19 protein-coding genes, 1 tRNA gene and 1 pseudogene are annotated in these 23,145 nt (G+C 38.0%); 8 read left to right on the top strand and 13 right to left on the bottom strand.

Translation table 11 applies throughout. The features are described from left to right. Positions 1–116: 116 nt before the first annotated feature. Together rpmA and rplU are read right to left on the bottom strand one after the other, a co-directional pair. Positions 117–374 (bottom strand): 50S ribosomal protein L27, encoded by a 258-nt coding sequence (gene rpmA / locus V6256_RS10410; protein WP_113818176.1) that lies wholly within the window; start codon positions 372–374, stop codon positions 117–119. 16 nt (positions 375–390) lie between these two features. Continuing rightward, positions 391–702, bottom strand: coding sequence for a 50S ribosomal protein L21 (gene rplU / locus V6256_RS10405; protein ID WP_113818175.1), 312 nt, complete (start codon positions 700–702; stop codon positions 391–393). Positions 703–1,191: 489 nt separating this feature from the next. Here rplU and ispB point away from each other — a divergent pair, with 489 nt between their 5' ends. Next, positions 1,192–2,163, top strand: a complete 972-nt coding sequence (ispB, locus tag V6256_RS10400) for an octaprenyl diphosphate synthase (RefSeq protein WP_341598144.1) — start codon at positions 1,192–1,194, stop codon at positions 2,161–2,163. A 272-nt stretch (positions 2,164–2,435) separates the two neighbouring features. Here ispB and V6256_RS10395 read toward each other — a convergent pair whose 3' ends face one another. The 9 genes and pseudogenes from V6256_RS10395 to tsaE form a co-directional block, all read right to left on the bottom strand. Then, positions 2,436–3,749 carry an adenylosuccinate synthase gene (locus tag V6256_RS10395; protein ID WP_341598143.1) on the bottom strand — a complete coding sequence of 438 codons (1,314 nt, stop codon included), beginning with the start codon at positions 3,747–3,749 and terminating at the stop codon, positions 2,436–2,438. 156 nt (positions 3,750–3,905) lie between these two features. Then, positions 3,906–4,772 carry a protease modulator HflC gene (gene hflC / locus V6256_RS10390; RefSeq protein ID WP_341598142.1) on the bottom strand — a complete coding sequence of 289 codons (867 nt, stop codon included), beginning with the start codon at positions 4,770–4,772 and terminating at the stop codon, positions 3,906–3,908. Further along, the gene (gene hflK / locus V6256_RS10385) at positions 4,772–5,959 is read right to left on the bottom strand and encodes an FtsH protease activity modulator HflK (RefSeq protein WP_341598141.1); all 1,188 of its coding nucleotides are present in this window, start codon (positions 5,957–5,959) and stop codon (positions 4,772–4,774) included. Before hflK ends, hflC begins: the two co-directional genes overlap by 1 nt. A gap of 126 nt (positions 5,960–6,085) precedes the next feature. Continuing rightward, positions 6,086–7,417: a ribosome rescue GTPase HflX gene (gene hflX / locus V6256_RS10380; protein WP_341598140.1), complete on the bottom strand. Its 1,332-nt coding sequence runs from the start codon at positions 7,415–7,417 to the stop codon at positions 6,086–6,088. Between the two features lie 137 nt (positions 7,418–7,554). After that, positions 7,555–7,782: an RNA chaperone Hfq gene (hfq, locus tag V6256_RS10375; RefSeq protein WP_341598139.1), complete on the bottom strand. Its 228-nt coding sequence runs from the start codon at positions 7,780–7,782 to the stop codon at positions 7,555–7,557. 159 nt (positions 7,783–7,941) lie between these two features. Next, positions 7,942–8,877, bottom strand: a complete 936-nt coding sequence (gene miaA / locus V6256_RS10370; protein ID WP_341598138.1) for a tRNA (adenosine(37)-N6)-dimethylallyltransferase MiaA — start codon at positions 8,875–8,877, stop codon at positions 7,942–7,944. Between the two features lies 1 nt (position 8,878). Next, positions 8,879–10,729 (bottom strand): DNA mismatch repair endonuclease MutL, encoded by a 1,851-nt coding sequence (gene mutL / locus V6256_RS10365; protein WP_341598137.1) that lies wholly within the window; start codon positions 10,727–10,729, stop codon positions 8,879–8,881. Positions 10,730–12,207: 1,478 nt separating this feature from the next. Beyond that, positions 12,208–13,560 (bottom strand): annotated as a pseudogene (locus V6256_RS16430) (N-acetylmuramoyl-L-alanine amidase); the annotation flags it as partial. After that, entirely contained in the window at positions 13,557–14,015 is a 459-nt protein-coding gene (gene tsaE / locus V6256_RS10355; RefSeq protein ID WP_341598135.1) for a tRNA (adenosine(37)-N6)-threonylcarbamoyltransferase complex ATPase subunit type 1 TsaE, read from the bottom strand. The pseudogene V6256_RS16430 and the gene tsaE, both read right to left, overlap by 4 nt. 271 nt (positions 14,016–14,286) lie before the next feature. On the opposite strand from tsaE, the gene queG reads away from it, so the two are divergent. Beyond that, a complete protein-coding gene (queG, locus tag V6256_RS10350; protein WP_424141059.1) occupies positions 14,287–15,477 on the top strand; it encodes a tRNA epoxyqueuosine(34) reductase QueG in 1,191 nt (396 codons plus the stop codon). A gap of 48 nt (positions 15,478–15,525) precedes the next feature. Here queG and tsaD read toward each other — a convergent pair whose 3' ends face one another. After that, positions 15,526–16,545, bottom strand: a complete 1,020-nt coding sequence (gene tsaD, locus V6256_RS10345; RefSeq protein WP_341598134.1) for a tRNA (adenosine(37)-N6)-threonylcarbamoyltransferase complex transferase subunit TsaD — start codon at positions 16,543–16,545, stop codon at positions 15,526–15,528. 530 nt (positions 16,546–17,075) lie between these two features. On the opposite strand from tsaD, the gene rpsU reads away from it, so the two are divergent. The 6 genes from rpsU to V6256_RS10315 all read left to right on the top strand — a co-directional run bounded on the left by rpsU (position 17,076) and on the right by V6256_RS10315 (position 22,844). Further along, positions 17,076–17,291 carry a 30S ribosomal protein S21 gene (gene rpsU / locus V6256_RS10340; protein WP_025563760.1) on the top strand — a complete coding sequence of 72 codons (216 nt, stop codon included), beginning with the start codon at positions 17,076–17,078 and terminating at the stop codon, positions 17,289–17,291. Positions 17,292–17,309: 18 nt separating this feature from the next. Then, positions 17,310–17,753 (top strand): GatB/YqeY domain-containing protein, encoded by a 444-nt coding sequence (locus V6256_RS10335; RefSeq protein WP_341598133.1) that lies wholly within the window; start codon positions 17,310–17,312, stop codon positions 17,751–17,753. A gap of 176 nt (positions 17,754–17,929) precedes the next feature. Continuing rightward, positions 17,930–19,678 (top strand): DNA primase, encoded by a 1,749-nt coding sequence (gene dnaG, locus V6256_RS10330; protein ID WP_341598132.1) that lies wholly within the window; start codon positions 17,930–17,932, stop codon positions 19,676–19,678. A gap of 98 nt (positions 19,679–19,776) precedes the next feature. Then, the gene (gene rpoD / locus V6256_RS10325; protein ID WP_341598131.1) at positions 19,777–21,627 is read left to right on the top strand and encodes an RNA polymerase sigma factor RpoD; all 1,851 of its coding nucleotides are present in this window, start codon (positions 19,777–19,779) and stop codon (positions 21,625–21,627) included. A gap of 314 nt (positions 21,628–21,941) precedes the next feature. Next, positions 21,942–22,018, top strand: a tRNA-Ile gene (locus V6256_RS10320). A 238-nt stretch (positions 22,019–22,256) separates the two neighbouring features. Next, on the top strand, positions 22,257–22,844 hold the full coding sequence (locus tag V6256_RS10315) for a hypothetical protein (protein WP_341598130.1): 588 nt from the start codon (positions 22,257–22,259) through the stop codon (positions 22,842–22,844). A 10-nt stretch (positions 22,845–22,854) separates the two neighbouring features. On the opposite strand, the gene V6256_RS10310 is transcribed toward V6256_RS10315, so the two are convergent. After that, the gene (locus V6256_RS10310; protein ID WP_341598129.1) at positions 22,855–23,055 is read right to left on the bottom strand and encodes a hypothetical protein; all 201 of its coding nucleotides are present in this window, start codon (positions 23,053–23,055) and stop codon (positions 22,855–22,857) included. Positions 23,056–23,145: the final 90 nt, after the last annotated feature.

Below are 23,145 nucleotides of genomic sequence, written 5' to 3'. Positions count from 1 at the left end.
CGATGATTATACCTATTTCTATTGATCATAGATCAAATTTGTTATTTCAATAGAAATAGATAGATAAAAAAAAACCTCGCATTTGCGAGGCTTTTTAAATATTGCTTCGAAACAAATTATTCAGCAACGATGCTCACGAATGAACGAACCGGCTTGCCTTTCTTTTCGAATTTTACAGTACCAGTCGCTTTAGCGAATAGTGTGTGGTCTTTACCTAAGCCAACATTTAGACCAGCGTGGAATTTAGTACCACGTTGACGAACTAAAATGTTACCAGCTAAAACAGATTCGCCACCAAAACGTTTAACACCTAAGCGTTTACTTTCTGAATCGCGACCGTTATTAGTACTACCACCAGCTTTTTTATGTGCCATTTTTAATAACTCCTAATTAAGCGTTAATCGCAGTAATTTTAATTTCAGTAAACCACTGGCGGTGACCAGCTTGCTTACGAGAATGTTTACGACGGCGGAACTTAACGATTTTTACTTTCTTGCCACGACCGTGTGTTACTACTTCAGCAGTAACTTTACTTCCTTCAACGTATGGAACACCAACTTTAACGTCTTCAGCACTTGCTACTAATAGAACTTTATCAAATTCTACAGTTGCACCAGCTTCAACATCAAGTTTTTCCAAACGAAGAGTTTGTTCAACAGCAACACGGTGTTGCTTGCCACCACTTTGGATAACAGCGTACATGTTTCTTACTCCGTTCAGGCATCTCGTGTCGTTTTATTTCAAACGCAACATCGAGAGCGCACTAATTAATTACAATGGTGGCGGATTCTACAGATAGATTTCGACTTTGGCAATGCCTTTTAGGTAAAATATTACAATTATCTTGTCAGTTAATTAACCAAAATACAAAGAACAAATTAAAACCCTACTTTTCAATAACATACGTAGCTGACATTGAAATAAAAAAATGTTGAATATTGCTTTATTGCTAAACAACATATGAATAAATTTTTTACCTATTTTAAGTGTACTTTTAAAAAGTAGATTAATCGCTTCTAGATATAGGTAAGCAGAAAAATAAAAGCCCCCTCTTTACGCAAAAATCTCCCTCATTAATGTAATAAATCGTAGATAAGCAATTGTAAATGCTTATCTCATCTTGAGAAGTTGCTAATAAACAGCAATAATAGCCCCATTATTTTTAAAGACTTCCAATGGGACTTTTAAGGCATGGATATTAAACAAATTCAGCAGCTTTCTTCAACAGACATGATTCAAGTTAATCAGCTGATTACTGAACAGTTAAGCTCTGATGTTGCATTAATTAATCAACTTGGCTTTTATATCATTAATAGTGGCGGAAAACGTATTCGTCCATTAATCACTGTATTAGCAGCACAAGCTATTAATGCCTATACTCCTGATATGACCAAACTTGCTGCTATCATCGAGTTTATTCACACTGCAACACTACTACACGATGATGTTGTTGATGAATCAGATTTACGCCGCGGTAAAGAAACAGCCAATGCATTATTTGGTAATGCAGCCAGTGTATTAGTCGGAGACTTTTTATATAGCCGCTCCTTTGAAATGATGACTGAACTTGAAAACTTCAAAGTAATGAATGTGTTAGCAAGTGCTACGAATGTCATTGCTGAAGGTGAAGTATTACAATTAATGAATTGTAATAACCCAGAGACATCAGAAAAAACCTATATGGATGTTATCTACTTTAAAACGGCTAAGTTATTTGAAGCTGCAACACAGTTAGTTGCCGTATTAGGCAAACAACCAAAAGATGTTGAAGATGCTTTATTAGACTACGGTAAATACTTAGGCACCGCTTTCCAATTAACTGATGATGTGATGGATTATGCATCTGATGCTGAAGAGATGGGTAAAAATACCGGTGATGATTTAGCTGAAGGTAAACCAACTCTGCCATTACTTTATGCAATGCAACATGGTACTGATCAACAAAAGCAGCTTATTCGTGATGCTATTGAAAAAGCCAATGGTATGGATAACTTTGATTTGATCATGCAAGCGCTAAAAGAGACTAAAGCACTAGAATACACCTCACAGCGCGCCTTAGAAGAAGCAGACAAAGCAATTAATGCTATTTCTATACTACCGGACAATGAATACAAGCAAGCGTTAATCAGCCTTGCTCATATTGCTGCTAATCGAGTGAGTTAACTCTGACAGGCTTGTAAGTATGGAAATAGGCTTTAAGCGCCTATTAACATGCTTACAATGCACTTTCTGCAAAATGCCACGTAATAACCCTACCTAAAACACACACCTTAATAGAACCGTTATAAACCGATGGCTGAATAGCTCTACTCGCTAATTGCCATTTATTACACTTGTTCTCATTGATTAGCTCATTCATTTTTGCTTTTAGCATTAGATACAAAAAAGGCCTCTCTATTTTACAATAGAGAGGCCTTTTTAAAACAACAATTCGATTAGTTAAATGGGTTAACTTGAATAATTGTTTCGTTACGATCTGGGCCAGTAGAAATAAGGTCCATTGGAACCCCTGTTATTTCTTCTAGACGCTTGATGTAAGCTTTAGCATTTTCTGGTAGTGCATCATAAGTTGTTACACCAAAAGAAACTTCAGACCAACCAGGCATTGTTTCGTAAACTGGTACTGCTTTCTCGTATCCAGCTGCAGCCATTGGCGGCACATCAACAACACTGCCATCAGGCATAGTGTAGCCAGTACAGATTTTGATTTCTTCTAAGCCATCTAAAACGTCTAGTTTTGTTAAGCAGAAACCAGTAATACTGTTTAGCTGAACAGCACGTTTAATAGCAACAGCATCAAACCAACCTGTACGACGTAAACGTCCAGTTGTTGCACCAAACTCGTGGCCAACAGTACCCATATGGTGACCAGCTGGATCTAGGTGATCAATGCCATCATAAAGTTCTGTAGGGAAAGGACCTGAACCAACACGTGTTGTGTAAGCTTTTACAATACCTAATACGTAATCAAGGTGTGTAGGACCAAAACCACTACCAGTAGCAACACCACCAGCAGTTGTGTTTGAAGAGGTAACATAAGGGTATGTACCATGGTCAATATCTAATAAAGTACCTTGTGCACCTTCAAATAAGATATTTTCGCCACGTAGACGTGCTTTATCTAGCTCATTCGTTACATCAATAACCATACTGATTAATAACGGTGCCATTTCAGTCATTTCAGCTAATACTTTTTCATAGCTTACTGGCTCAGTTTTATAATAATTAACTAGTTGGAAGTTATGGTATTCCATTACTTCTTTTAGTTTAACAGCGAATGTTTCCATGTCGAATAAGTCATCAACACGTAGGCCACGTCTTGCTACTTTATCTTCATATGCTGGACCGATACCACGACCTGTAGTACCAATTGCTTTTTTACCTAGGGCTGTTTCACGAGCAACATCAAGTGCAACATGATAAGGAAGAATTAGAGGACAACCTTCACTAATTGAAAGACGCTCTTTTGCAGGAATACCACGTTCGATAAGTCCATTCATTTCCTTGAATAGGGCATCAGGTGCTAATACTACACCATTACCAATAACACAGCGTACGTTTTCACGTAATATGCCAGAAGGAATCAAATGAAGAACTGTTTTTTCTCCGTTGATTACTAATGTATGCCCTGCATTATGGCCGCCTTGATAACGAACAACCCATTGTGCTTTATCCGTAAGTAGATCAACTACTTTCCCTTTACCTTCGTCACCCCATTGAGTGCCAAGAATTACTACATTTTTTCCCATCAGAATCACATGTCTCTAGCGAATTGAACCGGGATTTTAGCAAGGTTTGAACAGATCAATCAATATTTTTGTGTGTTAATAAAGATATATCTAATTTTAGATCAAAAAAAAGCCGATAAATCGGCTTTTTTAATTGATTAGACTTTCTAATAGAACTTATTTTTGTGAGTTCATGTACTTAAAGAAGTCTGAATCAGGGCTTAATACCATTACGTCTTGCTTGTCAGAAAAGCTTTTCTGGTAAGCTTGCATACTTCTCATAAAGGCATAAAACTCAGGGTCTTTAGCATACGCTTCAGAGTAAATTTGTGATGACTTAGCATCACCTCTACCACGAATTTCTGCAGACTCTTTATTTGCTTGTGCAAGCATAATAGACACTTTACGATCGATATTCGCTCTGATCACTTCAGATTTTTCCTGACCTTCTGAACGGTGCTCTTTTGCCACCGCTTGACGTTCAGCACGCATACGTTTGTAGATACTGTTACTTACACCATCTGGTAGATTAATCTTTTTAATACGTACATCAACAACACGAATACCTAGCTCAGAAGAACGTGCTAGACGCTTCAGGGCAGTTTCCATCACTTCACCACGTTTACCAGAGACAATGTCTTTGATTGTGTGTGAACCAATTTCATTACGTAGGCCGTTATTGATTTTACGTTTTAATAGCGCTTCAGCTTGCATTTTATTACCGCCAGTAGCGAGGTAATAAACGGCTAAATCATCAATTTCCCACTTAACATAAGAGTCGATAATTAAATCTTTTTTCTCTGATGTTACAAAGCGATCTGGTTGATCATCTAACGTTTGAATACGCGTATCCAAAATTTTAACAGTGTCAATAAAAGGTACTTTAAAGTGTAAACCTGGTGCATATTCTACAGGATTACCTTCACCGTCACGTTTTACTTTGCTAAATTGCATCACGATACCGTGCTGTCCTTCAGACACAACAAATGCACTGCTTATAAACGCCACAAATAAAATAGCTGGCAGTATTAATAATTTTTTCATTAGTCTCTCCCAGTACTTCGACTGCTATTTAAAACACGTTGACTACTTGCTGCACGTTCATCCAAACCAGCTTGTTCATCTGCACGTGAACGCGTTTCAATTTCAGTTTCTACAACTGTATTAGTTGAACTAGTCGACGTATTGCTCATCAATTTATCAAGTGGTAAGAAAGTTAAGTTACCACCCGCTTCGTTATCAATTAGGACTTTAGAACTCGTACTTAATACTTTTTCCATAGCCTCTAAGTATAAACGTTGACGAGTTACTTCAGGGTGAGCTTGATACTCAGGTAATAATTGGTTGAATTGCGCAACATCACCCTGTGCTTTCAAAATCATACCTTCTTCATAAGAACGTGCTTGCTGTTCAATACGTTTAACTTGACCACGAGCAATCGGTTCTTTCTCACGCTCATAAGCTTCTGCTTCACGTACAAAACGCTCTTCATCTTCTTGGGCAGCAATCGCATCATCAAATGCATCTTTAACCTGCTCAGGTGGGCGTGTTTGTTGTAAATTCACATCTAAAATTTGCACACCTAGTCCATATGAAGCGATGATTTTATTGAGCATTTCCCATGTTTCTTGACGTACAACTTCACGTCCAGTGGTTAATGCATCATTCATCGTTGAGTGACCAATAATGAAACGTAATGAGCTATCAAGTGCTTGTAATAAGCTGTTATCAGCATCCGTCACACTGAATAAGTATTTTTCAGGAGAGACAATACGATATTGAATTTCCATTGATACTTGTACAATATTTTCGTCTTCTGTCAGCATAAAACCAGAGGTTGGTAATGTGCGGAAAGCTTCTACATTGACTGGAATGATTTCATCAACAAACTTTGGATTCCAATGTAAACCAGGCTCAACTTGAGAATGGTAAGCACCTAAACGCAATACAACACCACGATCAGACTCTTTTATGGTATACCAACCACTCGCAAACCAAACAAGTGCAATAATAACGAGAATAGCAATAGCGACGACTTTTCCGCCATTACTACTACTATTATTGTTGCTAGGTCCTTGTGTTGACTTTTTGCCAAACAAACCGCCTAAAAAACCAGATATTTTTTTGAATATAACATCTAGATCAGGAGGCCCCTGCTCATTATTTTTATTGTTTTTATTCCACGGGTCTTGATCATTTTTATCATCTTTACCCGGTTCGTTCCAAGCCATGTTAGCTCCTGATTTACTCATAAATTAAATTATTAAAATCGAATTACTTAAAAGAATTTATCAAACATTTAAACTATTATTGCAATGTAACAATGTTAACACCATTAATAAAGAGTTTATGACATATTAGGTCCAATCTTCTTTCTCTAACTCCTCAACCGTCTGATAATTATCATCAATTACGAATTCTTCGATGTAATTACCCTCTTGTTTTATCAATCGTTGCCAATCTGCATGGTTTAATCGAATATTGATTAAACAATGCCCATTCTCTATATAGCTTTCATCTTCAATACATTCAAGCTCGTAAAACAAGGCTCTTAATTTCCCTTGTGATGGCGGAATTGAGAGTTGTAATGAACGAATCTTTCCAGATAAACGACTGGTTAAAGCTTCAAATAATAAATCTACACCAAGATCTTTTTGAGCTGATAACCATACTCGAATTGGATTACCAAGGTCATCATAGTCAATTCTTGGCTCACCTTCTTCAAGGGCATCAATTTTATTCATGACCATTAAATACGGCACTTCATCGGCATCAATTTCACTTAACACATGATCAACAGCTTCGACGTTTGCAAGGTAGTTTTCATCAGAGCAATCGACAACATGTAATAATAATGTTGCTTCACGTGTTTCTTGTAAGGTTGCTTTAAATGCAGCAACCAAATCATGTGGTAAATGACGAATAAAACCAACTGTATCCGCTAAAATACAAGTACCAACATCATCTACTGAAATTTTACGTAATGTTGGGTCTAGCGTCGCAAATAACTGATCGGCTGCATATACTTTTGCTTCTGTTATTTGGTTAAATAACGTTGATTTACCAGCATTAGTATACCCTACCAAAGAGACTGTTGGCACTTCATTACGTAAGCGAGAACGACGACCCTGCTCACGTTGTTTAGATACTTTCGCTAATCTTGATTTAATTGTTGTGATTCGAGCACTGAGTAAACGTCTATCGGTTTCCAGCTGAGTTTCACCTGGACCACGCATACCAACACCACCTTTTTGTTTATCAAGGTGACTCCATCCTCTTACTAAGCGACTAGACATATAATGTAGCTGCGCCAATTCAACTTGTAGTTTACCTTCGTAAGTCCTAGCACGTTGTGCGAATATATCTAAAATAAGCGCCGTTCTATCTAATACTAAACACTCGCAAATCTCTTCCATATTGCGAAGTTGAGCAGGACTTAAAGCATGATTAAAAATAACAATATCCGCTTCCATTGTACGGACAGTTTCAGCAATTTCTTGTGCTTTACCTGTGCCAACAAAAAAACGAGCATGTGGGGTTTTACGAGGGCCTGTTACAGTAGCAACAGAATTAACACCCGCAGAACTTACTAATAGTTTTAATTCATCAAGATCTTCTTTATTGTTTTCATCTGTAAAAGAAATATGGACTAAAACAGCCTGTTCTCCGGCTTCATAACGTTCAAACAATTAACTCTCCAATATAAAATAAGGATATTCAGTGACAACAAGTCACTCATAATCTGACATCCTAACACAGCTAAAAATGATTATATAAAAAATTGGCTTGCGCGCGACAAGCCAAGGTCTGAAATTGCCGTTATAAGCTAGTCTTGATGAGGTTCTGTTGGAACAGCTCGACTTGGTACAACGGTTGAAATCGCATGTTTATATACCATTTGGCTGACTGTGTTTTTTAATAAAATAACAAATTGGTCAAAAGACTCAATTTGACCTTGTAATTTAATTCCATTCACCAAATAGATTGCGACTGGAATATGCTCTTTGCGTAATGTGTTTAGAAAAGGGTCTTGTAGTGATTGTCCTTTAGCCATAAGTCATCCTTATTATTATTTTTATTGTTAACTTAATTTTTAGTATACCTAAGCACCTAATAAAAAAACTAACTGTAAATCAATAATTTTGATCCATACCTCTATTATCTTGTTCTATTTTCTAATAATGATACCCGAGATCATGATTAGGTCCAGCGGTTAAAGCACCGCTTTAATTTTGTCAAAGTTACTTGGATCTGCACTTTCTAACCAAGTCATTGGCTGTTTCCAACCACGTAACCAGGTCATTTGTCTTTTAGCAAGTTGGCGAGTCGCAACTACGCCTCTAAAGCGCATTTCAGGGTAATCTAGCTTGCCTTCGATATATTCCCACATTTGGCGATAGCCAACACAACGCATAGAAGGTAAATCTAAGTGCAAATCACCACGCTCATATAAGGCTCTGACCTCTTGTTCAAAACCAGCTTCTAACATTAAATCAAAACGGCGCTCTATACGTTCATGCAGGACAGCTTTTTCAGTCGGTGCAATGGCAAACTGATGCACATCAAAAGGAATAGGATCGCTTTTAATTGCAGTTAGCTCGGTCATGGTTTTACCGCTAATACGATAAACCTCAATAGCGCGTGCTAGTCGTTGTGGATCATTAACATGTATTCTTTCTGCAGAAACAGGGTCAATGGCACGTAACTCATCGTGTAAGTCCTGCCAACTGGTCTCTTTGACTTGTAACTCTATCGCCGCTCTTATTTCAGGGTCAGCGCTTGGCAGAGGTGATAAACCTTCAATCAATGCTTTGTAATACAACATGGTTCCACCCACCAATAAAGGCGTGTTACCACGAGCAACAATCTGATGCATGAGCGCTAACGCATCATCACGAAAGTCACCAGCAGAATAACTCTCTTTAGGATCTAGAATATTAACTAGAGCATGAGGTGCTAAGGCTAGCTCCTGTGCTGTCGGCTTGGCAGTACCAATATCCATCTCTTTATAAATAAGCGCCGAGTCTACGCTAATAATTTCACAACGGCACTGTTGTGCTAATTTAATCGCGAGATCGGTTTTGCCTGACGCCGTTGGCCCCATTAAAAATATTGCTTTAGGCAGTGTCTTACTGACTGGGTCTTTCATATTATTCTGTCTCTTTAATTAACAAAGATAAATCGGGCTGCTTAAAGCAAGCTTGTAAAGATTGTGTAGGAAGCTTGATTAATGAATTGATCAAGGCTAATACCTCAGTTACCGATAATACTTTGCCATCGTTATTTAAAATAAATAACTGACCTAATTGTTCACATACCAGCTTAACAAAGGAGGCTTCTTCAAAAAGCTCAACACTTCCTAAGTACTCAAATAATGAGGGTAAGATACTGGCAATAGGTGCATGTCGATAGGCAGCAGGGACTTGGCTAACAATAATAAATTTCGATTTAAATTTATAAACAAAACCTAAGCGCGTTAATAACATTTCAGCATCTTTAGCAACCGCTAAAAGTGATTCATCGACTTCAAAGCGCACCGGTAATAATAAAGGTTGAGAGATAACTTCACCATCTTCCCAAGCTGAAAATAACTGTGCGGATAATTGCTGTTTATTAGCCTCGGTCACCGATAAAAGCAGTAATCCATTATCTGAAAGTGCTGTCAAAGGCGTGGCTAAGGGCTGTATTAAGACAATCTTATTTTTAATTAAACTTAATACGTTAGCGGGCGCCTGCTGATTCGCTTCTTTTGCAGGTAAGTGTGGCGTAGCTGTTACATTGTGTTGGTAAGCTTCTGCGACAAAATCACAATATGCCGCTACTTTTCCATGGTCTAATGCAGGTTTTTGAAAGGGTTTTGAAGCCTCTCTTGAATAACCACCAGTGGAAGGAGCACTTGTTGCAGGTGCAGTACTCGCCTGCTCATAATCATGATGGCTCGGCGTAGGCGGCTGATAAGTATGCTCTTCCGCAGGCGCTTGTGGTGTTGACTCAGTCACTAGCGAGCTATCATTTAATGTTGTATTTAAGGTACTACTAATAAAGTCATGAACCCAACGTGCTTGATGAAATCTCACTTCATGCTTTGCTGGATGTACATTAACGTCCACTTCTTTAGGATCACATTCAATATAAATAATGTAACCAGGGAAAGTCCCTTGAGGTAGATAATAAGCAAAAACCTGCTTAATTGCATGGTTGACTAGTTTATCGCGGATCATACGTCCATTAATGTAACAATATTGTACATCTGCCAAAGGGCGAGGAGATAAACGGTCTGACACCCAACCTGAAATTTTTAATGCTTGGTCTTGATGTTCAAAAAACACGGCATTTTGAATAAATTGCTCACTACAAATAGCAGCAATTCTCTTTTCCTGTTGCTGCTGTGTTGGCGCCGCTCTATATTGCCTAACTATCTTGTTATTGTGTTTTAAACTAATCGCAATATCAAAACGACTTAGTGCAATTCGCTTAATTAGCTCATCAATATGTTGGAATTCTGTTTTTTCAGTTTTTAAGAAACGGCGGCGAGCTGGCGTGTTAAAAAACAAGTCTAGCACTTCCACTGTAGTGCCTTGAGGGTGAGCTGCAGGTTGAATATGCACTTGCATATCACGACCTTCTGCAATTGCTTGCCAAGCTTCATCTTGATCAGCAGGTTTAGAAGTGAAAGTTAAACGAGCCACTGAACTGACACTGGCTAAAGCTTCACCACGAAATCCTAAACTAACAATCGCTTCTAGATCATCCAGGTGACTAATTTTACTGGTGGCATGACGACTCAATGCCAGTGTTAATTGCTCTTTATTAACACCACTGCCATTATCCTTAATACGGATACACTTAGCACCACCCTGCTCAATCTCAATATCAATTCTTGTTGCACCGGCATCTAAGCTATTTTCAACTAACTCTTTAACAACCGAAGCAGGTCTCTCAACCACTTCGCCTGCTGCAATTTGGTTAGCTAAACGTGCGGGTAAAATTTGTATCGACATATATCACTCTAACTAACTGGTATTGTTAACACTTGCCCTACTGAAAGGGTACTGCTTTTTAAATTATTTTCAGACATGATAGCCCGACTAGTGGTGCCATATTGTTGGGCAATAACAGATAAAGACTCACCACTTCGTACTTTATGTTCAGTGGACTTATTTGTTGGTATTTTTAATTTTTGTCCAACGCTAAGTGTACTCGATCGCAGCTGATTAAAAGACTTCAAGTCACTTGTTGATAGCCCATATTTTGAAGCAATAACCGATAACGACTCACCACTTTTTACAGTATGAGAAGAAGGCTTTATAACAGGCTTATAACTTGCACTTGGTATTTTTAAGGTTTGCCCAACAAACAAAGTTGAAGAGGAAAGCTTGTTATATGCCATTAGCTGTTTTGAGCTTCTATTAAATCGCTCAGCTACTTCTGATAGTGAATCACCACTAACCACTTTATAAGAAGTAGGTTGTGTTTTCTTGGTGACGGTTGCCGCAGAAGCCGTGCCAGGGATCTTGATTTTTTGCCCTACTTTAATCGAACTACTTGTTAAACCGTTATAGCGTTTTAACACCGAGGTCGTTGTATCGTATTTAGCAGCGATCACTGATAATGATTCACCACTTGTTACTTTATGAGTAATCTCTTTTTGCTTAGCCGCTTTTGCCGTACTGCTTTTAATAACGCTATCCGCCCCCGGTATTTTCAGCTTCTGGCCGACTCTAATAGAGGTTGAACTTAAACCGTTATAAGCAGTAATTTCAGCCATACTCTTATTATATTTTGCAGCAATCAAAGACAAGGACTCACCTTTTGTAACTTGATGAGTAATTTCTTTTTGTACCACTTTCTTAGGTGTTATAACTGGCTTCTTCTTAGGTACTGTTATCACCTGCTCAACATCAGGGATCTTAATGATTTGACCAATGTTTACCTGGGTTTTGGAAAGATTATTATAAGCGACTAACTCAGATGTCGTTTTATTATACTTTTTCGCAATCAGCGATAAAAATTCACCTTTGCTGACTTTATGCGAAACTTCTTTGCGTATTACTTTCTTCTCTAATACAGGTTTAGATTTCTTTGGTGAGTCAACAATACTTTCAACACCAGGGATCTTAAGCACCTGCCCAATATTAAGCTGAGTCTTAGAAAGATGATTATAAGCCACTAACTCTTCCGTGCTTTTATTATACTTACCTGCAATAAGTGATAAAAACTCACCTTTTTCAACTTTATGTGTGACTTCTTTTTGCACAACTTTTGCTGCTGCAACACCCGGTATTTTAAGTACTTGCCCAACATTAACCTGTGTTCTTGATAAGTTATTGTAAGCCATTAACTCAGAACTACTTAAGTTGTATTTTCTAGCAATAATAGACAGTGAGTCTCCACTGACCACTTTATAAGAAGAGGCTTTTCTAGGAGCACTAGAGGTTGCTTGACTGGTATTCGTTGCGTTACTCAAACGATAATTAGCTGGGATATTGAGTACTTGGCCTATTTGCAAAGAGTTCGAGCTTAAGTTATTCATACTTTTCAGCTTTTGAATACTGACTCCATAACGCTGCGCCAAAATAGACAGTGACTCACCATTGCGCACAGTATGTTTAGTGGCACGTTTAGTTTGTGCAAATAAGGTACCTTGCGGTGGTTTTGCGCTGAAGTGGTTATAAATTCCTTTATAAACGGCATTGGCAATTTTTGTCTGAAATTCAGCTTGGTTTAATAAACGCTCTTCCGTATGGTTAGTAATAAAGCCCGCTTCAACTAAAATTGAAGGAATATCGGGTGACTTTAATACCGCTAAACTAGCATGCACAGGTTCTTTTTTATGCATTGTTGTCACTTTTGAAAGCTCATTGGTAACCAGTGAACCAATATTATAACCTACCCCCATGGTGTTACCCATCGACATATCTAATAGCATTTTATTCAAAAATGGCACGCTGTCTGAGCCTTCAATAATATTACCTGCGCCACCTAATAATTCAGACTGCGCTTCGTTTTTCTCCATCCATCGACCCAACTCAGTGGTTGCACGACGATTCGATAACACCCACACAGAGGCCCCTTTTGGTCGGCTTGATGTAAAGCCATCAGCATGAATAGAAACTAAAAAGTCTGCTTGTCCTTTTCGTGCAATTTCAGAACGTCTATTTAAATTAACGAAATAGTCTCCGGTACGAATTAAAAATGCGTGCATACCTTTTTGACTATCGATTTTATTTTTTAAACGTTTGGCTATTTGTAACGTTACTTTTTTTTCATAACTATACTTACCCAATGCACCCGGATCATCTCCACCATGGCCAGCATCAACTGCGACAATAATGTCGCGTCCATTTACCGGCGCTGCTGCGATTGTTTTTGGAATTGCTTTATTTTTAAGTGGTAAGTCAATAACTAATCTATGACCGTAGGGTTTAGCCGGAGGTAAGCTAAAAATACGAGCGGTACTTTTTTGTTTTAAATCGATAACGACGCGGAAGGTATTCGCTTTTGAGGTTTTGCTTTCGCGAATATTACTAATCACTTTGCCCTTGCTGGAAAACTTATCTAAATTAGATTTGTCTACCGTGCCACTGAAGTCAATAACAAGGCGATCGGGCTTGGTTAAGTAATGAGTTTCATATTTTGGTTTTTGGCTAAGATCAAATACAACACGTGTTTTATCTGGGGAAGGCCATGTACGTATACTTTCTAATTCATTCTTTTGAGCTGCATAAACACTAAAACTGATGCTCTGCGCTAATATTAAAAAGCAAACAAAGCGTGTTGCTAAAAAGCGTATTGAGTTTATTAATGACACAAACCTTCCTCGAACCTTCATAAATTATTTAAAACACTTAAACCATTACTTGTATTAGCTTGTAATGTAATTTCACGCTGTTCACCAACATAAGCAATTGTTAAATCAATATCAGCTGGCGGTAAAAAGCCGATGCCACGTTCAGGCCACTCCACTAAACTATGGCTTGTTTCACCGAAATAATCACGAATCCCCATAAATTCTAGCTCTTCAGGATCCGATAAACGGTATAAATCAAAGTGGTAGATTTGCCAATCAGCTAACTCATAAGGTTCAACAAGCGTATAAGTTGGACTTTTAACATTGCCTTTATGGCCCAATCCTTGAACGAAACCGCGCGTTAACGTGGTTTTCCCTGCACCCAGCTCACCATGTAAATAGATACACGTAGCCTGTTGGCAGGCTTGGCTCAACCGCTGCCCAAACGCTACCGTTTGCTGCGCATCTTCAAGTTTTTCTATTAATATATTCGACATTAAAAATTATTGTTCCTATCGTGCAGGTATTATTAGCAGATCAAGTCTGCATAAAATGACCATCTTAAGAAATAAATAAGAATAAGCAATTGTTTTCATAATAGCAGAAAGCATATCCCGCATACTAGCTATAGCGAAATGATAAGCAAATATAACTCAACTTCAACACAGAGCCTAAACAATGCCGCTTATCTCTCACAGATTAATCTGACTATGATAAACTTCACGCTATGAATAAATCCTTTATTCGATTTTAAACTGAAAAGAACACATGACTAAAAAAAAGCCACTAGAAAATACACCACAACAGACCTGTTGTAAGCATATACCTGACACACAGACAGACTTAAACGCGTTGGCTAACAACATTAAAATCTGGGGTAAAGAGTTTGGCTTTCAACACGTTGGGATCAGTGATATCAACCTAAGTGACCACGAAGCTAATTTACAAAAGTGGCTAGATAATAACTACCATGGTGAAATGGATTATATGGAACGTCATGGCATGAAACGTGCTCGTCCTGATGAGTTATTGCCTGGTACTCTGCGTGTGATTTCTGTTCGTATGGATTATTTACCAGAAGACGCACAGTTTGCGAGCAATCTAGAAAATAAAAACGCTGCATATATCAGCCGCTACGCTTTAGGAAGAGATTACCATAAAGTGCTGCGTAAAAAGCTCAAGCAGCTGGGTGATAAAATTAAAGCAGAAATTGGTGAATTAGGATTCCGCCCATTTGTTGATAGTGCGCCTATTTTAGAGCGCCCTTTAGCTGAGAAGGCAGGTTTAGGCTGGGTTGGTAAACACTCACTTTTATTGGATAAATCAGCAGGCTCTTGGTTTTTTATTGGTGAATTATTAGTTGATTTACCACTACCAGTGGATACTGCCCAAGAGAATCAATGCGGAAGTTGTGTCGCTTGTATCAAAATATGTCCAACACAAGCTATTGTTGCTCCTTATGTGGTGGATGGTAGACGTTGTATCTCTTACTTAACAATTGAATTACAAGGCGCCATTCCCGTTGAATTTCGAAAAGCGATTGGTAATCGCATTTACGGCTGTGATGATTGCCAATTAATCTGTCCTTGGAATCGTTTTGCAGAAACAACTCAAGAAACAGATTATCAAGCAAGAGATTTTTTACACAATCAGCCGTTAACAACCTTGTTTGCATGGTCTGAAGAGACTTTTTTAAAAAACACAGAAGGCTCGCCAATTAGACGTATCGGTCACCAACGTTGGTTAAGAAATATTGCCATTGCACTAGGCAATGCGCCTGCCAGCATCGAAGTGATCACTACCTTACAAGATGCATTAAACAATAGTGAAGATGCGTTAGTGAACGAACATATACGTTGGGCACTGGATCAACAGCAACAAAATTTACCAATCAATATTGATAGATTAAATAAACGATTAATTAATGCTGTCAAAAAAGGATTACCGAGGGATGCATGATGAGAAAAAGCCAATGTTGCTTCTTCTCATCACAAAATAACAGTTTGATTAGCTATTAACGCTTTCTAATTGATCTAAAGGCCAGCGCGGTTTTGCTTTAATTTCTAAACCTTGGGTGTGCCCAGCTTTCAGTCTTTGCATACCAGCATAAGCGATCATCGCACCGTTATCGGTACAAAATTCACTACGAGGATAAAAAACTTCACCGCCTAGTTTTTTCATGGTTGTTGCTAATTGCGATCTTAACTCGGTATTCGCACTCACTCCGCCAGCCACAACAAGACGCTTTAATCCAGTTTGTTTTAAAGCACGCTTACATTTAATGGCAATCGTATCAATGACTGCTTCTTGAAATGCATAAGCAATATCTGCTTGTGTTTGTGCATCTTTACCTTCACGCGCTATCGTCACCGACGCAGAGGTTTTTAATCCACTAAAGCTAAAATCCAAACCTGGTCTATCTGTCATTGGACGTGGAAATTTAAAGCGCCCAGCAACACCTTGTTCAGCCATCTTCGCTAAACGTGGACCACCTGGGTAATCTAAGCCTAATAATTTTGCTGTTTTATCAAATGCTTCACCTGCAGCATCATCAATACTTTCACCTAATAGTGTGTACTCACCTATCGCATCCACTTGCACCAATAAGGTATGTCCGCCAGAAACAAGTAATGCAATAAATGGAAAGTCTGGTTGAGACTCTTCCAACATAGGTGCTAGCAGATGCCCTTCCATATGATGAACAGCAATGGCTGGTTTATCCCAAGCAAAAGCTATGCTGCGACCAACACAGGCACCAACTAATAAGGCCCCTACTAATCCAGGCCCCGCTGTAAATGCAATCGCGTCAATATCATCTTTGGTGCAATTTGCTTCTTTAAGCGCTTCTTTAATCAATGGAATTGTTTTACGAACATGATCACGAGAGGCTAATTCAGGTACCACACCGCCATAATCCGCATGTAATTTAACCTGACTATAGAGCTGATGAGATAATAAACCTTGTTGCTCATCATAGATGGCAACTCCCGTTTCATCACATGAAGTTTCAATGCCCAAAATTCGCATAATAAACAACCTTAATAACTGTAATCGCTCATTAAAAATGCATTTCAACGAACGTCATTAACCAAAAATAAATGCATTCTAACGGAAAAGTACAACAAAGGTTGATCTTTTTCTTGTCCTAAGCAACTCAGCGACGCTTTACTTAAGGGGAATTGATAATTTATAAACAAAGGTATGACAAAATAGTCGTTACTTTTTATTTCTTGACTTTTGAAGCATCACCCGCAGCATCCGCCTAACTTGGCGGGAAATTTACAATAATTGTCATTAATGTATAATTTAGCCCTAAAGGCACTATCATTTCGATTTTATAATTAATCGCTTTGTGCAAAGACTTAATCAACGGTTTTACACCTCGAAATATGATCGGGATTTTATGCCAAGATCTAAAGATCATTTGGATCTTTAGATAATTTTAATGAAAATTAGTGCGGAATTTCTTTACATTGTCCCCCAAATAGGATTAGAATCTCGCACCATTTTAAATGAACTGGTCAATTTACGACCGTAACCATAAAGGTAATAGGCATATGCCAGTAATTAAACTTCGTGAAAACGAACCATTTGACGTAGCACTACGTCGTTTTAAACGTTCTTGTGAAAAAGCAGGTATCTTAGCAGAAACTCGTAAACGTGAATTCTTCGAGAAACCAACTACAGTTCGCAAACGTGCTAAAGCTGCAGCAGTTAAACGTCACCTGAAAAAACTTTCTCGTGATAACGCTCGTCGCGTTCGTCTATACTAGAATAGATAAAGGTTCATCATGTCTATAAAAACAAGATTAAAAGAAGAACAAAAACTTGCAATGCGTGCGAAAGATAAAGTCCGTTTAGGCACTATCCGCTCATTGCTTGCTGCTGTTAAACAAATTGAAATTGACGATAAAGTTGAACTGGATGATACGGCTGTCACAGCTGTTGTCGTTAAATCAGTTAAACAACGTAAAGATTCAATTGCGCAGTTTGAAAAAGCTGACCGTTCTGATCTTGCTGATATAGAAAAAGCTGAACTTGTTATTTTAGAAGAGTTCTTACCTCAAGCGTTAACTTCTGAAGAAGTTGAAGCTCATATTAAGCAAGCTATTGCATCTGTTGGTGCACAAGGCATGCAAGATATGGGTAAAGTAATGGGGTTACTCCAAAAAGACATTCAAGGAAAAGCAGATATGGCTGTAGTAAGTGGGCTTGTAAGAGCAAACTTGCAATAAACTATATTCATTTTCTTTGATTAAAAAGCCCCATGCTTAATATTAAGTATGGGGCTTTTTTGTATGCAGCATGTTAAACCCATTGCTTTCCAAAACACTTGTTATTGTGTACTAATTATTGTGCACCTCTAATAGTAACGAGTATACTACCCTCTTTTTTAAACAGGACTCAAAAAATGGCTGGCCGTATCCCTAAAAATTTCATTGATGATCTTATTTCACGTACAGATATCGTTGATGTTATTGACAGCCGAGTTAAATTGAAAAAAAAAGGTAAAGATTACCGAGCATGTTGTCCTTTTCATAACGGCAGCAATAACTCGTCTTTTTCTGTTAGTTCGGACAAACAGTTTTATCATTGCTTCACCTGTGGAGTCAGCGGTAATGTCGTTTCATTCATTATGGAGTATGACGGAGTAGAGTTTGTTGATGCCGTTGAAATGCTCGCAGAGCAATTATCCATTGAAGTCCCTCGTGAAGATTCAGGCTCAAACCAACCTGTAACCAGTTATGTTGATAGAAAAGATCTTTATCAATTAATGGCTGATATCACGCGCTTTTATCAACAACAATTACGCACCCATAAAAATAGTGAAAAAGTCATCAACTATTTAAAAAGCCGAGGCTTATCTGGGCAAACTACAAAACATTTTCAAATCGGTTATGCGCCTGATGGTTGGGATGAAGTGCGTAAAAAGTTTGCAATTAATAAACAAACAGAACAACAATTAATTGATGCTGGTATGCTGATTAGCAAAGATAGTGGCGGTAGTTATGACCGTTTCCGCGATCGCTTAATGTTCCCTATTATAGATAGACGAGGAAGAGTGATTGGTTTTGGTGGACGCGTTTTCGATGACACCACGCCAAAGTATCTGAACTCTCCTGAGACCCCTATTTTCCATAAAGGTAAAGAGCTTTACGGTTTATATCAAGCAAAGCAACATGCAAAAGAAATACAAAGGATCTTGGTTGTTGAAGGTTATATGGATGTGGTCGCTTTAGGCCAATATGATATCCATTACGCAGTTGCTTCACTAGGTACAGCAACGACGCCAGACCATATTCAATTGCTGTATCGCCAAACCAGTGAGGTTGTTTGTTGTTTCGATGGTGATAATGCAGGTCGTACCGCGGCTTGGCGAGCACTTGAGAATGCCCTGCCTGCTATTCAAGATGGTAGAACATTACGCTTTATGTTTTTACCTGATGGCGAAGATCCAGATAGTCTAATACAAAAAGAAGGCAAGGTGTTTTTTGAAAAGCTGATCGACCAAGCAATGCCTTTATCTGACTTTTTATTCCAGCAATTATTAACACAAGTTGATATGAGCAGTGCAGATAGCAAATCAAAATTAGCTCAACTGGCCATTCCGTTGTTAACTAAACTCCCTGATTCTGTATTTAGACAAATGATGGAGACACGTTTAATTAGCTTATTAGGTATTGAAAAAGAAGGCTTGCAAAAACTGTTGCCTAGTCCAAAAGTTATAGAGCAAAAAACTAAAACACAAAAAATAACACCGATGCGCTTAGCGATTTCATTGTTATTGCAGCAACCTCAGATGGCTTATCAGCTCGCTGAGATCCCTGAATTTAAAGAAATGCAACTACCAGGGTTAACTCTTTTAAACAGCTTACTTGAAATATGCAGAGACACTCCCCATATATCTACAGGAGCATTATTAGAAAATTGGCGTGGAAAACCTGAAGAGAAACAACTCATCACATTAGCGACTTGGAAAAACCAAGTACAAGAAGACAAATACGAAGAAGTTTTCTTTGATATTTTAGATAATTTCTTAGCTAAGCACCTGAATCAACGTATTGAATTTTTAAAACAAAAATCCAGACAAGGTGAGGTTTTAACTACCCAAGAAACGATACAATTAGCACAACTACTTAAAGAACAAAAACAAAATTAATGGGATTAGCATAAAACGCAATTTTAGAGTATAATTGAGCGCTAATATTTTTTCCTGTTTACACCACATTTTACGATTAATATTTTTGGATGGTACCTATGGCCCAAACACCTCAATCACAGCTTAAAGAGCTGATCATTAAAGGTAAAGAGAATGGCTTCTTAACATTTGCAGAAGTGAATGATCACCTTCCGCAAGATATCGTTGAGTCAGAGCAAATTGAAGATATCATTCAAATGATCAACGATATGGGTATCCGAGTAGTTGAAACTGCTCCTGATGCCGATGACCTTATTCTATCAGGCACTGATAATGATGAGCCAGACGAAGATGCAGTGGAAGCTGCAGCTCAAGTATTAGCAACAGTTGAATCTGAAATTGGTCGTACAACTGACCCAGTTCGTATGTATATGCGAGAAATGGGTACAGTAGAGCTTTTAACACGTGAAGGCGAGATCGTTATCGCTAAACGCATTGAAGAAGGCATCAAAGAAGTACAAAACTCTGTTTCAGAATATCCAGCAACTATCCGTAACTTATTAGATAACTACGACAGTTACGAAGCTGAAGAAATGAAATTGACTGATTTAATCAGTGGCTTCATTGATCCAAATGATGATATGTCACAAGCGGTTAGTGCAACGAATATCGGTTCTGAATTAACAGAAAAAGATTTAGAAGACGATGAAGATGATGATGTTGAAAGTGATGATGAGGACGAAGAAGAAGGCCCTAAAGGTCCTTGTCCTGAAGAAGCTGCTGAAAAATTTGCAGAGTTACGTCGTTTAAATAACATCGTTGAGAAATCAATTGTAGAGAATGGCCGTAAACATGCTACAACATTAGCTGCCATTGCAGAACAAGCAGAATACTTCCAACAGTTTAAATTAATACCAAAGCAGTTCGACCGCATGGTAAAACTGATCCGTGGCAATATGAATGCTGCGCGAGTACAAGAACGCTTAATTTTAAAAATCTGTGTTGAACAATGCAAAATGCCTAAAGCTGAATTCATTAAAATATTCAAAGGCAATGAAACTAACAGCGCATGGTTAGAAACAGTACTTTCTAGCGATCAGCCTTATGTTGCTGGCATTAAAGAAGCAGAAGAAGATCTAGAGCGTTGTATTCGTAAAATGTTAGCAATTGAAGTAGAAAGCACATTAACTATTTCAAACTTGAAAGAAATTTCTCGTGCAATGAGCATCGGTGAAACGAAAGCTCGCCGTGCTAAGAAAGAGATGGTAGAAGCTAACTTACGTCTTGTAATCTCAATCGCTAAAAAATACACAAACCGTGGTTTACAATTCTTAGATTTAATCCAAGAAGGTAATATCGGCCTAATGAAAGCTGTTGATAAATTTGAATACCGTCGTGGTTACAAATTCTCAACTTATGCAACATGGTGGATCCGTCAAGCAATTACTCGTTCAATTGCAGACCAAGCGCGTACTATCCGTATTCCTGTACATATGATTGAAACGATTAACAAACTTAACCGTATCTCTCGTCAAATGTTACAAGAAATGGGTCGTGAGCCACAGCCTGAAGAGCTAGCTGAACGCATGATGATGCCTGAAGATAAAATTCGTAAGGTATTAAAAATTGCTAAAGAGCCAATCTCAATGGAAACACCAATTGGTGATGATGAAGACTCTCACTTAGGTGACTTCATCGAAGATACAACGATTGCACTTCCAGTTGATAGCGCAACAAGTGAAAGCCTTAAAAATGCAACAAATGATGTATTAGAAGGGTTAACAGCTCGTGAAGCGAAAGTACTACGTATGCGTTTTGGTATTGATATGAATACCGACCACACACTAGAAGAAGTGGGTAAGCAATTTGATGTAACACGTGAGCGTATTCGTCAAATCGAAGCTAAAGCATTACGTAAACTACGACACCCAAGCCGTAGTGAACAATTACGCAGCTTCTTAGACGAATAATCTAACAGCTAAGTAATGTGTTCTAAATAATAAGTCCTGCTTCGGTAGGACTTTTTTGTATCTGCCCTTTAAAGTTAATGCCCTGACTTATACCCCCTACCCTCAGAAACTCGCCTTTTTAAATAATGGCACAGTTTAAACAATCAAAAAGAGTCGCTATTATTTCTGTATTCGATCCACTTTGAAATACTATTATCTTTTACATACATTTATATTTTCTAATAATCATAACGGTTATGATGAATTTATAAGCAATCAAACTGAATAAGCTAGACAGGCAAATCACTAACTTATATAATCAGCGCTCAAATTTAGGCCCTTTAGCTCAGTTGGTTAGAGCATACGACTCATAATCGTCAGGTCCCCCGTTCGAGTCGGGGAAGGGCCACCATATTCAGAAAGGTTAGTAGGCGTAGTGCTTACTAACCTTTTTTTATGCCTGCTCATTTTGGGTGTAGTTGTGGGTGTAGTTAGCAAAAAGCTAAACTCTAAAGTATCCACTTTAATATAAGTTTCCCTATTCTAAATTACTAATATGAAGTAAATTTAAAGCACTCACATTAGATAAATTAGAATAAGGCCATTACATGTATATCCTCATTACTTTAATCATGGTTATTTTTATAATTGTGAAAATATCCAAAACGAAAAAAACAAACCATGCTAAACCATTTAATACAACGCAAAATAGCAAGGCACCTTCAGAAAGTACTTTTAATACCTCAAAATTAAATAGTGAAGACTCGCATCATCATATAGGTAATAACTCATCTGAAAATATTGGAAGTGACACGCTTACACTGGCTGCAAAAGCTGGCAATGAAGCCAAACAAGCAATAAAGGATAAAGATTATAATAAAGCTTGGGGGTTATTGAGTGAGCAAAAACAATTATATATGAAGCATTCGCAAGCAATTGGATGTAGTGCTCAGAATGCACTTTCATTAGACTCTAACGTCCATGAGAACTACGCTAATATTTTACGATTAGAAAATAAACATCACGATGCTTTCTTCCATATCCTCTATTGGGTCATAGCCTCATATCATCGCCCAATTCAAAAGCATGAGCAAAAGTTAGTGGCGTATTTCAATAGGTGTAAATTTAAAAACACGACTATAGATGATATTCAAGCTTACGTTAAGAAACATGGCCCTTCGCTCGTCAATGCCCTTGAGATCAAAGAGCAAGTTAAGCAATGGAAAGATAAAGGTTAATTCCTAAACTTTAGAATTGCTTATTTAAGAAGGACTCTACCAGTCGCCAGTACTGCTTTTCTAGTTGGTATATTTCTTCCTTTGCTTTCTCAAATGTATTCCAATGCACACCTTTGGGTTTTGGCCAATATTCCGTATGAGCAAACATATTATTGACATCAGGCCAGTTCATTCCCCATAAAGCTTTTCGCTTATTCCTTATTTTCCTCATCAACCGATCTCTATCTCGCTCTGATTGCGTTGCGTACTTATACCAATCTGTAAAATTAACTGGTCAGTTTCATCCAATCCCTAAAGCACA

The organism is Psychromonas aquatilis, assembly GCF_038155185.1.
GTDB classification, from domain to species: Bacteria; Pseudomonadota; Gammaproteobacteria; order Enterobacterales; family Psychromonadaceae; genus Psychromonas; species Psychromonas aquatilis.
This window is presented reverse-complemented; position numbering and strand designations above follow the sequence as displayed.